Raw genomic sequence first — 13,875 nt, forward strand, 5'->3', positions numbered from 1 at the left:
AAGAGTATCTTACACCATTTTGAGATACGTTAGCTCACACACCTCCAGGATATCTAAAATAAAAATCATTCACTGACGTATAACGAAAATGTCCTTCGATTCGAAGTAGTTCGAACGGTTTAGCTTCGGCTATTCGAATTGATCGAGTGAAAGCTACCAATCAATCTAAACCAAGATCTCGTTTCATGTGATCGCTAAGCTCACACGTACTTCGTACATTGATTTTACTTTTTTGGTGGCGAGTTCTCATCTCATCACCAAATAATGTAACAAACACTTTTGTATAAAACTGGATAATATTATTTATCAAGCTAGACAAATTTCCGCGTTGAAAGGGATATTTTTTCGAACTTTGCTTTTCTGTCTTCATAGTTTAATATCTCTACATTGGTTAGGTTATAGTTTAAATGTGATACATATAGCTAAATATTTATTGAGTCTTTTAGTGGGATCGAGCCATAATTAATAAAAACGAAATCATCAACAAGTAAACTCATCGAGTTTAAACGTCTCAACCATCCTCCTAAAACATACGTCTTTATACTTTTGTTACTTTCAAAATCAATTCAAATTGATTTTGATTTTCTGTTATATCGGTTTGATTCAATATCATCAATTTTTTATTAAGGTAATAATCTACCATTATTTCATTGCAACTTTTAAATATCACTTTCATCCTCCGACGAAAGCTAGTTATACTAAGTGGGGATTTAAAAGACAACGTGACTTAGAGTTGCATATAGGTAACAATCATGGAATTGATGAACAATGAGCTAATCTGCTTTGCGGCAATTTGTAAGCACCTCTCCTTGACGAGGGCTTCAAAGGAGCTTGGAAAATCGAAGGCTCAAGTCAGCCGTCAACTGGCGGCCTTAGAGAAACAGCTTGGGGTTACGCTCGTTCACAGAACAACAAGAAAACTCGTTCTGACTGATCATGGCGAAAGCATCAAACAACTTGCCATCGAAGCTTTAGAAAATTTACAAGAGTTGAATTACAGAGCAAAATCACTTAGTGACTGTATTAGTGGAAAATTTAAAATAACAATGCCTAACTCGATCGCTTCTTCTATTTTTGGTGATATTCTTAAAGGCCTTCAAGAACGGTATCCTGCCGTTAACTTTGAAATATCATCGAGTAACAATGTTGAGAATTTATTAGAAAGCAATGTAGATATAGCGATTAGACTTAATAACGTTGTTGATGACACATTGATTGCACATAAAGTTGGCAATTATAACGATATTTTAATATCTAAAATCGACAACACTAAAAATAATACGTTACTCATCTATAAAAACCATTCGAGTAAAGAGTCGATAAAGAAGAATTACAGTGATGTCATTGAAGTTGATAATACGTCCATTCTAATGAACTTTGTTGCTAGAGGAGTCGGCGTTGGTGTCATTCCAAATTACCTCATGAAAGGTAGCCACATAAACAACATCCATATTACACAAATTTTCGATACGGAAAGATCGATGTATATCGCCTACCCTTACCAAAATCCACTCCCGAGAAAGTTGGCCGAAATATCAGCTTTTATTAGAGTAGAACTGGATAGTGTTTTGAGTAAGCCATCCTTTTAGTTAGGATGATCTTTCGGGTGAAAATTTTATCATTTCGTTAGTTACGACGAGGCTATACAATAGAAATTTGTAACTAGAGCGTTCTTGATCTAATGGGGGGGTGGTGTGCCACTTCGATACGCTAATCCAAGGTGCAATGATGTCATACACTTCGTTTTCCATAAATCACTCCAATAAAAACCAATCGTACAAGGAAGACCATTCCCCCAGTATGTAACTCCATGCTTCGCGTAATACGTTCACTCTTTCGCAACCAGACATTTCTAATTTGGATAAAGCAGAACATTTTAACTTGACCATATATGGGTAAGCGGGTATTTCCACCTAGCTATTGAGCGGACGTATTGCTATAGGGTAAGAGATCACTGATATCAATGGTGTCATCTGGAACACGGATACCCGCCGCCTGAAAGCAGTAGTTCAGTTGAGCAGGAAGGCATATCAAGCCAAACCACTCAAGCGTATCTATATCCCCAAAAAGAATGGCAAACTTAGACCTCTTGGTATCCCATGCATGATAGACAGAGCACAGCAAGCGCTCCACCTTCTTGCACTAGAGCCAGTGTCAGAAACACTTGCCGACCCTAACAGCTATGGATTTAGATCAAACCGCAGCACTGCTGACGCAGTCGTTCAGTGCTTCAAATGTTTGGCTCTAAAGAAATCAGCCCAATGGGTACTCGAGGGAGATATCAAAGCCTGTTTCGACAAGATCGGTCATCAGTGGCTTCTTGATAACATCGCTGTAGACAAGCGTATGTTGGAACAATGGTTAAAGTCTGGCTTTATGGACAAAGGGCTGTTTTATCGCACCGACGAGGGTACACCACAAGGCGGGATCATATCTCCCACCTTGATGCTAATGACTCTTGCAGGTCTTGAGCAGCACATAAAGTCCACTGCGTTCAAACTGGGTGCTAGAGCCAACTTTATTGGGTACGCTGACGATTTCGTCGTCACTTGCGCTTCAAAGGAAGTGCTGGAGAACGATATCAAACCGTTGATTGCTGACTTCTTAGCGGAACGAGGCTTAACACTATCCGAAGAGAAAACGCACATCACTCACATCACCGATGGCTTTGACTTCTTGGGTTTTAACCATAGGAAGTACAAAGGAAAATCACTCATTAAGCCGAGCAAATCCAATACGTTGATGTTCTTAAGTAATCTGCGTGAACTCATCAAAAAGCACGTAACTCTTCCTGTAAATGATCTTATCAAACTGATAAATCCGAAACTCAGGGGATGGGCGAATTACTATCGACACTGCGTCGCGAAACAGGTATTCGGATATGTAGGCCACAAACTATTTCATGCGTTATGGCACTGGGCTAAAAGGCGTCATCCAACAAAATCTAAAACTTGGATCGCCCTTAAATACTTCATCAATCGAAAAGGCCAATGGCAATTTCACGGTTGGCAGAAGATCATGGATATGGATTGCCAGTTCAATCTCTTCCAAATCGCCAAAGTACCAATAGAAAGGCATGTGAAAATCCTAAGTGTGGCAACACCATTCGACCCTCAATACCAAGAATACTTGGCGAAGAGAAAGTCCAAAAGGTTAGCTCGCAACTCTTGGAACGATCCTGCTCTGACTGCTTTATAAGTTGCTGGGTATCAAACGATGCCTTAGTGGAGGCTTGAGCCTAGTGCAGTGAAAGTTGCACGCTGGGTTCTTAGGGAGACGGCACTTGGTAACAAGTGTCGTCCACCCGACATAAACGTGTCAGTGACGTTGCTAAATTAGCAACCCATGAATTAATTCTGGTATAGCAAAGTCATTTAACACACTGTCCAGTTTTGATGGTACAGTTCACCCTTTAATGGGGTTGAACATGTGAACATGTTGGTCACAACATCGATTCCAACCTTTCGAAGCGGGTGGGTTTCTATCAAGGTTGCCCATGCTTCATTTAAATTGAAAACGTGTTTGATGCTGTGGGAGCGGAAGGGCGACAGCATTCCGGTTATGTGGATGCGTACAATTTGGCGCGTTTAGCGAAGACTATGTTCATTGCTGAGCCAGAGCAAACTCAAGAATAGACAATTATTGCGACACGGACTTTATGGCTTTACTATTGAGTCCGTGTTCTTGTACTTACGTTGTTGTGTAGTAGTTTAAAGAAAAATTCCTTTCAGTCAGATATTCACTTGGTGTCGCCTGAGTATAATATTTAAAGTCTTTAATAAAATGCGGTTGATCATAGTAACCATGATCGAATGCAACTGTTATATATTGGTTTGAATGAGCCGCTAACAGCGTTTTTAGTGCCGATTGAAATCGTGCGGTTCGCTCAAAGTACTTTGCATCTACTCCCGTAAATATTTTGAATTTTCGTTGAAATGTTCTCTCACTACATTTTAACTGGGTTTTGACTTCATTAATGCTGTCATTGTGATACTGGTAGTAAATCTTATCGATGGCCCATTGTAGTGCTGAGTCTTGATTTTTGATCTTAACCATTTGTTGTAGTAGCCATTGTTCTAGCAAGGTAACCTTCGCAATATCGCTTTTCGATTCAACAAGCTGTGTTAGCAAATTAGAGGGTAATAAGTGACTTGTCGGGGAAATTTGATCTGATAGTTCAGTTAAAGGCAATCCAAATAGGGTGAAAAATCCAGCTGAGCGAAAACGTATTGAGAGTGTTTTTGTTATACCCGTTGGTTGAATCTGAATAAGTGATTTACGTGGGCAGATCACGATACAGTCATTAGAACGGAGTCGTGATTGTTGATTCGTTTGTATTATTAACGCATCCCCGAAGTTGAACAGCATTTCAACCCCGGTACCGGGCAACATATCAGGGAGCGCGAAGGTATGATTTTGCTCCCAAAGCCAAAAGTGTGCGATATATGGGCTCAACTGATGGGCAGGTTTAATTTGTCGTGTATACATGATTGCTATGTTTCCTACCACCTCTGGCGATCATAATGTCGGTTTTAGAGGTGGTGCTGTTGCTGTTTTATATGGGGATCAGAATAACTCATCACCGCTGGAGAAGTCTAAACAAGGATGTTTATCAAAGCGTACAACACCCACATGTAATCGCTCATTGGCTGCCTTTACTACATCTGCGACCCCTTGATGACCAAATCCACCACAGAGTTCAACCGCTTTAATACCTTCTTCGACTAATGAGTCAATTAGCTTACAAGCTTGCTTATAATTTGAAACGGCAATGGTTTTTACGTGTACTTCTTCGGTACGTACCCAAGAATAATCACAAGAGGGATCAGCTGCGGGTGCTACGAAAATAAAAGCGGCTTTAAAGATAGTCGACATAATTGAGCTTCCTGTTTAATGTTGGAAGCGATAGTACAACTGGGTGACTTTTGTATATTGTATAAATCCGTCATCTTGCGATAATAAAGCTGCACAAACGGTCTTCCTTCAATCAAGTGGTGAATCAGTATTCAACTTTGATGGTCACCTGAGAACGATCGTTTTGGATTACTTTTGGGAGTTTCCGAGCGAGTATCTAATCAATAATTGCGCTATCGCCACATTAGCTTAAATATCACAAATCGACATTAACAGCCTGTGAATGAGCAAACACACTAACAAAGAAAGGGCGGATAGGCGACACCCGTTACCGAGTGCCGCCCTCCTAAGAACCCAGCGTGCAACTTTCACTGCACTGGGCTCAAGCCTCCACTAAGGCGTACTATGTTACCCACCTGCCGCTAAGGCAGATTTTGCAATGCACATTTGAAGCTTCAATACTTACTACCAACGATATTCTTGTTAAAGAATGGCGATTGATAGCGGTAAGGAGAGGCACTAACTTCAAGTGAAGTCATCATTTGCGTTTCTCCTTTAATAAAGTTCCTCAAATCATCTTGCAACGGGAGACCAGCTGGAAGTGGGCTCACTTTCGTGCCAGACACAGGTCTGTATCTGCATCATTACAATGCAGCCTTTGCTTTTTCCAACCTCCTCTACCTGCATCACTATAGGCCACAGAGGCTTTCCCATAGGGAGCGATACAGGCTTACCATGTTCCGTATGTCACGCAATGTCAGGGTAGACGCCTGCTATAGTGCGGGGAGCATAGCGATCACGAAAGGGTAATCGGGTAACTCCTTTCCTTCTCCCGTGCCTTTTGGCCACAGCGTATAAACCACTTCCGCTGCTTCCACAGTAACGCACCTTGCACAGATTCACTTGTGTTCGTCATACTGACTACCTAGCACTCACCCGACTTATGTGGTTGTCAGGAGAATCAACCTCTCACGATTTAGATCCCGATTGGTCTGTGACCAATCTTCGTTACATTGTCAGAGCCGCTACTTTATTCAGGCTCCTAGGTTCATCTGGTGATACAGATGGTTCACTCGTTGAGCGGTGAACAGCGCTTCATACGACTTCACGTCGCACGGGCAAATGTAAGTTAGAGCAACCGGTCTGATCTGGTTAAGCTATGTCGCGCTAAATGACAGATTGCCTAATCCACATTATCGATTGGATTTACAGAACTCAAATACTTACAACGCCTCAATCAGTTCCGGTACGACTTCAAACAGGTCTCCCACCAGACCATAATCTGCAATTTGGAAAATCGGGGCATCAGGATCGCTATTAATCGCGACGATAACTTTAGAGTCTTTCATCCCGGCTAAATGCTGAATAGCGCCGGAGATCCCCACTGCGATATAAAGATCAGGTGCGACAATTTTACCGGTTTGACCTACTTGCAGATCATTTGATACAAACCCGGCATCGACTGCGGCACGCGAGGCGCCAATTGCCCCTCCAAGCTTGTCTGCCAGCTTTTCAATTAATGCGAAGCTCTCTTTATCACCGACACCACGGCCACCTGAAATAACCACCCGAGCCGCCGATAATTCAGGTCGTACCGTTTCGGCTATTTGCTGCCCTGCAAACTCTGAGATTTCAGTAGGGATCACCCTATCCAGCTCGGTGATCGACGCGGGCTCGCCTCCGGCCGCAGCAACATCAAACGCAGCACTACGAATCGTCAGGACTTTGATCGGATCTGTCGACTTCACCTTTGCCAACGCATTGCCGGCATAAATGGGCCTAATCACAATATCTTCCGATTCAATACCAATCACATCTGACAATTGGCCGACATCCAGCATTGCTGCGACACGTGGCATCAGGTTTTTGCCAAACGTCGTAGCGGCAGCCAAAATATGTGAATAATCACCGCCAATATCGGCCGCTAACACGGATAAATTTTCAGCCAACGGGTGTTGATAAACCTCATCATCTGCCAGCATGACGTTATCAACGCCATTAAGCGTGCTGGCTTCTCGGGCAACTGACTGACACTGAAAGCCTGCCACCAGCATCGTTATCTCACCGCCTATCGATTTGGCGGCACTGACCGTTTTCAATGTCTCGGCAGCAAGAGACTGGTTATCATGTTCGGCCACGATTAATGTCGAGAGGGTTGAGTTTCTCATCAGATCACCTTGGCTTCATTTTTTAATTTATCGACTAGCTCTGATACCGACGCAACCATCACGCCGGGATTACGTACCGGTGGTGAGGTGATTTCAAGCACTTCCTGATGCAGAACAATCTCCACACCTAACTCACCCGGTGTTTTGACATCCATCGGCTTGCGTTTGGCTTTCATGATATTGGGCAGCGAGGCATATCTCGGCTCGTTCAAACGCAAATCAGTACTGATAATGGCAGGCAAGATCAATTTAACGCTTTCAAGCCCGCCATCGATTTCACGAGTGACTGAAACCGCATTGCCTTCCATCACCACTTTAGATGCAAATGTGCCCTGCGGACGTTGCGTGATAGCCGCAAGCATTTGAGCTACCTGATTATTGTCGGTGTCGATGGACTGCTTTCCGAGCAATACTAAGCCGGGTTGCTCAATCGCCATAACCGATCGAAGTAATTTGGCAACAGTGAGAGGTTCAAGGCAGGAATCAGTATCGGTAGGTGCAGTATCAATAGAGGTGGTATTAATATGAATCGCACGATCAGCCCCCAATGCTAAAGCGGTTCGCAATTGCTCCTGACAGGCAATACCACCCGCGGAAACGACAATCACTTCATCAGCATGGCCGGCTTCTTTCAGTCTTATAGCCTCTTCAACGGCTATCTCACAAAATGGGTTCATTGTCATTTTGACATGGTTTGTTTCAACACCAGAACCATCGCTTTTGATTCTTATTTTCACATAAGGATCAATCACACGCTTTATCGCAACTAATACTTTCACAACGCTTTCCTTTTTTATTGGGCGCTTTTCGCGTAAGCCTTAATGCCTTGAAGTGTGCGGAGGTTTATATCCTTTGAGCCTAGTTTAATTTACGTTTACGTCAACTGGACTATATTTAGCACTATGTCCTTCATGTAGGATCTGGTTTACAGCATGGATAGAGAATGTATGGAATTCGATGTTGTCGTTGTGGGCGCAGGGCCCGCAGGACTGGCAACGGCCTGTCGGCTGGCTCAGCTAGCTAAACAACATCAGCTAGACTTCACTATCTGTGTGGTTGAAAAAGGCGCAGAAGTCGGGGCTCATATTCTCTCCGGTGCCATTTTCGAAACCAGAGCGTTAGACGAACTCTTTCCTGACTGGGAAGGTCTCGCGGCCCCGCTCGATACTCCGGTAACAGACGATCAGTTTTGCTATTTAGCCAACAGGTTCAATCATTTTAATGTTCTCCACGCCCTACTGCCCAATACCCTGAAGAACGCGGGTAATTACGTGATCAGCCTTGCGAACCTGTGCCGCTGGCTGACACAACAAGCTGAGCGGCTGGGTGTAGAAATATACCCCGGCTTTGCCGCATCGCGCCTCCGTTACAATGAGAATGGAGCGGTAACAGGCATTGTCACATCAGACATGGGGTTAGATAAACAACGGCAACAGAAAGCAAGCTTTGAAGCGGGTATCGAATTAAAAGCCAAATACACGGTATTTGCCGAAGGCTCCCGCGGGCATCTCGGCAAACAGCTCATAGCCACGTTCCAGCTCGATCAAGGCAAGCAACCACAGCATTATGCCTTGGGCTTAAAAGAGTTGTGGGAAATACCGCCAGAACGTCATCAGCCCGGCCTGGTGATCCACGGCATCGGCTGGCCGTTAAATCAAACGGGTACCACTGGCGGCAGCTTCCTCTATCATTTAGAGCATAACCAAGTTGCCGTGGGATTAATCGTCGACCTCAATTACGCCAACCCTTATCTGAGCCCTTTCGATGAATTCCAGCGTCTGAAGCACCACCCTAAATTCAGCACCTACCTCAAGGGCGGCCAACGCATTGCTTACGGAGCAAGGGCGATTTCAAAAGGCGGGTTATCCTCTTTACCTAAGCAGCAATTCGCCGGTGGATTACTGATTGGCTGTGATGCCGGAACCTTAAACTTCGCCAAAATTAAAGGCAGCCACACGGCCATGAAATCGGGCATGTTGGCAGCTGAAGCTATTTTTGACGAATTACAGCAAGGGAACAGCCAAACCGAACCGGACTATCAACGTCGGTTTAACGATTCTTGGTTATATCAGGAGCTCAATGAATCCCGCAACTTCGGCGCTCAAATTCATCTGTTTGGTGAGCTTGTCGGTGGGGCACTGGCGACACTGGAACATAATCTTCTTCATCATCGGATGCCATGGACGTTCAAAGACAAACAGGCCGATCACCGGTGTCTTAAACCTATCGATCAGTACAAGCCGCTAATTTATCCTAACCCCGATGGCATCTTAAGTTTTGATAAACCCTCATCGGTTTATTTATCGGCGACACACCATGAAGAGGACCAACCCTGCCACTTGCTGTTAGCCGATGAGCAGCTCCCAGTCAGGAACCATCTTTCACTCTATGACGAACCCAGCCAGCGCTATTGTCCTGCGGGTGTCTATGAGATAGTCACCAAAAATGGTCACCCCAGACTGCAGATCAATGCGGCAAACTGCATACATTGCAAAGCCTGTGATATCAAAGATCCCTCTCAGAATATTACCTGGGTTTGCCCTGAAGGCGGCGGCGGGCCAAATTATCCGAATATGTGATGGCGGATTCTATTTACACTCAGCATCAATCCAGCTGAGATAACCGTTAGATCCGTTGGTGATCGGAAGTTGTACAATTTCCGGGGTTTCATAGTCATGATTGGCAATAATATCTGCTTCCACCTCAGGATAAAGTCGCTTATTAGTTTTGATCAGTACCAGTTTCTCCCGATCACAACAGCTCTCATCTTTCCAGTGGTAGTAACTGAGTACCTCCTGCACCTGAATACACGCCGCCAGACGTTTTTCGAGCAGTGAATCGATGATCTTTTTTCCGGTCGACTCATCAGTAAACGTTGTCATCACCATACAATAGTTATGTTCAAACATTTCATTGCCCCGCACTTATCCGTTTCCTGTTAAGTATAGGTTTGGCTATCTAACAATAGAAAGGGAGCAATTCCGCTCCCTTCATTTTACTTCCTGCAAACAGGACCTCGGGACTAGCCCGGAGTAACAATCACACCTAACGGTTCCAGCAATTGTTCCTGCTGCCAGTCACATATCGTGACACCTTTTAAGTTTACGCGCCGGGGATCTAGCCCCGTCAGGTCGACGTGGCATAAATTACACTCTTCAATCACAAACTGCCCCCAGATATCTGCCGAAAACTCACACCGAGTAAGATCTGACCCTTTGAGCGAAGCACCCATCAAGTTAGTTCCATTCCAGCGGTTTTCGAACAGGTCGCATTTTTCTAAACGTTGATTCTCAAGATTGGCATAAGACAGATTGCAACCGGTGATATAAGCAGAACAAAAATACGTATTCTGCGTGATGTAATTGGCGAAATTTGCCAGGGTGAAATTCGCACCTTTAAGGTTGCAGGTTCTGAATTCGATACCAAAACATTGCGCGCCTTTAAAATCAGCCATGCTCAAATCGCAGTCTTTGAAACTGGCATCTTTTAACTTAGCGTATTCAAACTGGCAGCCTTCAAGCTCGCCACGTTCAATAAACTGGCAGTCGATAAATTCAGCCTCGGTAAGATCTGCCCGGGTGAAGTTACAACAAAAAAATTTGCATTGCTTAAAAACGGAATACTGCAGGTTTTTGTTCGAAAAATCCTGGCCTGAATATGTTTGATTTGTAATCATCATTTACTGCTTTTTGCTGCCTAACTTAGGGGCAGATTACCGCTAAAACCTGATAAAAATCCAGCAATAAATACCATAAAAACAGAATTAAACTAACACCTTATAATCACCCATTAAAAGGCACCAAATCAGCCCGCAGCTGCGAAAACAAAATAAATCGAGACAGCCAGGCAGCCTAATAACTTGCTGCTGCCTAAGGATGCTTTTACGCGCATATATGACGCTTGAGCGAAATAGCCTCAAACAGACCCTTTGTGGTAGACATAGACAAGCCTGTTATTTCCCCGGGGGCCGTCGCTACATCCGCATTCCTCCATCAATTTCCAGTACTCGACCCGTAAAATAATCACTCTCAATAATGAATTTCACCGCATGGGCGATTTCGCTAGCTTCACCGATTCGTCCAACCGGCACCATTTTTTTCAATCGTTCCATGGCTTCGGGTTTTAACTGTTCCGCCATTGCCGTTCGCACAATGCCAGGGGCGACAACCGCAGCCCGAATACCATATTTACTAAGTTCTTTTGCCCAACAAACCGCCATGGTTGCCACTGCCGCTTTTGATGCGGAATAGTTGGTCTGGCCAATATTACCGGCTCGTGCAACGCTGGAAATATTGATAATCACACCTTTTCGCGCGGTAAGAATCATTTTTGCTGCCGCTTCTCGACCGCACAAAAAAGTCCCTGTGACATTCACATTCATGACGGTATTAAATTGCTCCAGCGACATCTTTCTCATCTCGCCATCTTTGACTTTCACCAATAAACCGTCACGAAGTACACCGGCGTTATTGATCAATCCGTCCAGCTGGCCGAAATCCTCAACAATCTGGTTGAAGGTTTGCTCAACGTCCAGCTCACTAGTAATATCTGTTTTGTAAGTCACGGCTTTGGTGCTGAGCATATGACATTGCTGTTGAGTTTTACGCAATCCCTCTTCATTGACATCAATCAACGCCAATTCTGCACCCGCCTGTGCAAGAGTTACGGCCATCATTTGACCTAACCCCTGCCCCGCTCCCGTTATGGCAATCACGCTCTGTTTGATATCCATTGCCCCTCCAACTTATGTTATTTAGCTTGGTGGCGATAAAACTGAAACAAACTTGAGAAATCCAACTCTTCGTTTCCGTTCGCATTGTGGAAGGCATAGAGGTTTCTGGCTAAGGTGCCCATTGGAATCGCGGACTGGCTTTGAATAGCGGCTTCCATTCCTAATCCCAGATCTTTAAGCATCAATTTACCCATAAAGCCAGGGTGGTACTCTTTGCTGGCTGGCACTTTTTCCATCACACCCGGGCAAGGGTTATAGATTTCTAGCGCCCAATTACGCCCCGAGCTTTGCAGCATAATGTCTGATAACACTTTGGGATCGAGGCCGTTATCTATTCCGAGACTTAATGCCTCACAAGTGCCCGACATTAAAATGCCAAGCATCAGGTTGTTACAGAGTTTTGCCATCTGCCCGTCACCGGCTTTACCCGCATGAAAGATATGTTTACCGACATACTGCAATACTGCTTGCGCTTTATGAAAATTCGGTTCGGTCCCGCCGACGATAAATGTCAGCGTTGCGGCTTCAGCGCCGGCAACACCGCCAGAGACTGGCGCATCGACAAATTCCAGCCCTTTATTCGCCGCTTCATTTGCAATCAGGCGTGCCGAGTCGGGATCTATCGTTGAGGAATCAATCAGAAAGGTGTCTTTACTGACAAGATTGAGCAAGCCCACGCCACCGTGATGATCGCCGAGATAAACGGCGCGTACATGCACTCCGGCCGGCAACATACTAATGACAGTATCAGCGCCTTTCACCGCTTCTTCTAAGGAGGCCGCAACCATCGCCCCAAAGGGCTCCATTTTCTTTGCCGCCTTTGTGTTTATATCAAACACTTGAACGTTAAAACCTGCAGAAATCAGATTTTTTGCCATCGGACTGCCCATATTTCCCAGTCCAATAAATGCAATGGTACTCATGAAACGCCTCCCCAGTTTGAGGTTAAGTGATACTTATGTATCAAGATAAGCTAGTGGATGTTCTGCATCAGACCACAAGGGTGTAAATAAGGTATCAATCACAGACGGCTCTACCTCTTCGACAGTTTTGAACTTCCAGTTCGGCTCTCCACATTTATCAATCAGCCGAGCCCGGACACCCTCTTCAAATTCACCGAGTAATCCACAGCGAACGGATATTGTTAGTTCAAGTTTGAAGCATTCAGCCAGTGACAGCTTTTGATATTGAGTTAACTGTCTGAAACAGATGTGAGCCGTAATAGGGCTGCCTGAAGCTAATGTCGCTTTAGCGGTTTCCAACCAGCGCCCCATCCCATCAATCGCTGCGATCTGCTGACAAATCACATTAAGATCAACGCCACTGCATGCCGCCTGAATTTGTGCTAAGTAAGGAATAAGCTGACTGGACGGATGCTGACGAACGGCTGATTTACCTAAATTATCAAGTAACTCCGTCACCAGTGCGTGATTGTCTTCAACACCACGCCAAGGATTTGTCTGTAATTGCTGCAACACAGCTTGTTTTTGTTCTGACAATAACAAATGATCGGCAAGCTTTAGATCTAACGCGTCACTGGCGTTGATTTGTGCGCCGGTTAAGGCAAGGAACAAGCCAATTCCGGTCGGCAACTGATTCAAGAACCAGGTTCCGCCCACATCGGGATACAGGCCAATACTAATTTCAGGCATCGCAAGACGAGAGTTGGGTGTTGTCACCCTGTGACTGGCGCCAATATATAAGCCGATTCCCCCCCCCATAATAATGCCTTCGCCCCAGACGATGAGGGGTTTGCGATAGCGGTGGATCAAGTAATCGCAGCCATATTCCACGGTGAAATACTCGGTAAGAAATTCCTGCGCTATGCCGGATTCTTTTCCACTTTTATTGACTTTATTTAACGAATTATTCTGCATCGCATGATACATGGCGCGTACATCGCCACCAGCACAAAAGGCCTTTTCTCCCACACCGGCAAGGAACACACAAACAATGTCATCATCGGCCTGCCATTGCTCTAGTTTTTCTTTCAGTTGCTTTAGCATATCCAGAGTGAGTGCATTGAGCGAAGCCGTATTATCGAGCTCTGCCACGCCAATTCTATGGCCACTGCTGCAATCCAATTCTGTAAAACTGACCTTTCCTGTCATACCGCCTCCA

General features: G+C 44.8%; 11 protein-coding genes and 2 pseudogenes. 4 read left to right on the top strand and 9 right to left on the bottom strand.

All coding sequences use genetic code 11. The features are described from left to right. Window positions 1-752 precede the first annotated feature (752 nt). The 3 genes and pseudogenes from C9I89_RS09125 to C9I89_RS22795 all read left to right on the top strand — a co-directional run. Window positions 753-1,589 (top strand): LysR family transcriptional regulator, encoded by an 837-nt coding sequence (locus tag C9I89_RS09125; RefSeq protein ID WP_107283048.1) that lies wholly within the window; start codon window positions 753-755, stop codon window positions 1,587-1,589. A gap of 370 nt (window positions 1,590-1,959) precedes the next feature. Beyond that, a pseudogene (gene ltrA / locus C9I89_RS09130) lies at window positions 1,960-3,198 on the top strand (group II intron reverse transcriptase/maturase); the annotation flags it as partial. Window positions 3,199-3,539: 341 nt separating this feature from the next. Further along, a pseudogene (locus C9I89_RS22795) lies at window positions 3,540-3,635 on the top strand (exonuclease); the annotation flags it as partial. Between the two features lie 55 nt (window positions 3,636-3,690). On the opposite strand, the gene C9I89_RS09145 reads toward C9I89_RS22795, so the two are convergent. The 4 genes from C9I89_RS09145 to C9I89_RS09165 all read right to left on the bottom strand — a co-directional run bounded on the left by C9I89_RS09145 (window position 3,691) and on the right by C9I89_RS09165 (window position 7,801). Next, entirely contained in the window at window positions 3,691-4,488 is a 798-nt protein-coding gene (locus tag C9I89_RS09145; RefSeq protein WP_107283049.1) for a helix-turn-helix domain-containing protein, read from the bottom strand. Window positions 4,489-4,566: 78 nt separating this feature from the next. Then, entirely contained in the window at window positions 4,567-4,875 is a 309-nt protein-coding gene (locus C9I89_RS09150) for a DUF6506 family protein (protein WP_107283050.1), read from the bottom strand. A 1,202-nt stretch (window positions 4,876-6,077) separates the two neighbouring features. Next, the gene (locus C9I89_RS09160; protein WP_107283051.1) at window positions 6,078-7,022 is read right to left on the bottom strand and encodes an electron transfer flavoprotein subunit alpha/FixB family protein; all 945 of its coding nucleotides are present in this window, start codon (window positions 7,020-7,022) and stop codon (window positions 6,078-6,080) included. Then, window positions 7,022-7,801, bottom strand: a complete 780-nt coding sequence (locus C9I89_RS09165; protein ID WP_107283052.1) for an electron transfer flavoprotein subunit beta/FixA family protein — start codon at window positions 7,799-7,801, stop codon at window positions 7,022-7,024. The genes C9I89_RS09160 and C9I89_RS09165 overlap by 1 nt, the downstream gene beginning before the upstream one ends. Before the next feature lie 153 nt (window positions 7,802-7,954). Between C9I89_RS09165 and C9I89_RS09170 the strand changes: the two genes are divergently transcribed. Beyond that, window positions 7,955-9,601 carry an electron transfer flavoprotein-ubiquinone oxidoreductase gene (locus C9I89_RS09170; RefSeq protein ID WP_107283053.1) on the top strand — a complete coding sequence of 549 codons (1,647 nt, stop codon included), beginning with the start codon at window positions 7,955-7,957 and terminating at the stop codon, window positions 9,599-9,601. A 9-nt stretch (window positions 9,602-9,610) separates the two neighbouring features. On the opposite strand, the gene cutA is transcribed toward C9I89_RS09170, so the two are convergent. The 5 genes from cutA to C9I89_RS09195 form a co-directional block, all read right to left on the bottom strand. Continuing rightward, window positions 9,611-9,931: a divalent-cation tolerance protein CutA gene (gene cutA, locus C9I89_RS09175; protein ID WP_107283169.1), complete on the bottom strand. Its 321-nt coding sequence runs from the start codon at window positions 9,929-9,931 to the stop codon at window positions 9,611-9,613. Window positions 9,932-10,044: 113 nt separating this feature from the next. Continuing rightward, window positions 10,045-10,701 (bottom strand): Qnr family pentapeptide repeat protein, encoded by a 657-nt coding sequence (locus C9I89_RS09180; RefSeq protein ID WP_107283054.1) that lies wholly within the window; start codon window positions 10,699-10,701, stop codon window positions 10,045-10,047. Window positions 10,702-10,995: 294 nt separating this feature from the next. Then, window positions 10,996-11,754 carry an SDR family oxidoreductase gene (locus tag C9I89_RS09185; protein WP_107283055.1) on the bottom strand — a complete coding sequence of 253 codons (759 nt, stop codon included), beginning with the start codon at window positions 11,752-11,754 and terminating at the stop codon, window positions 10,996-10,998. A gap of 17 nt (window positions 11,755-11,771) precedes the next feature. Beyond that, complete coding sequence (gene mmsB, locus C9I89_RS09190) at window positions 11,772-12,677, bottom strand: 3-hydroxyisobutyrate dehydrogenase (RefSeq protein ID WP_107283056.1); 906 nt, start codon at window positions 12,675-12,677, stop codon at window positions 11,772-11,774. Between the two features lie 33 nt (window positions 12,678-12,710). Beyond that, window positions 12,711-13,865 carry an enoyl-CoA hydratase/isomerase family protein gene (locus tag C9I89_RS09195; protein WP_107283057.1) on the bottom strand — a complete coding sequence of 385 codons (1,155 nt, stop codon included), beginning with the start codon at window positions 13,863-13,865 and terminating at the stop codon, window positions 12,711-12,713. Between the last annotated feature and the right edge of the window lie 10 nt (window positions 13,866-13,875).

Origin of the sequence: Photobacterium lipolyticum, assembly GCF_003026475.1 — a bacterium.
GTDB lineage: Bacteria > Pseudomonadota > Gammaproteobacteria > Enterobacterales > Vibrionaceae > Photobacterium > Photobacterium lipolyticum.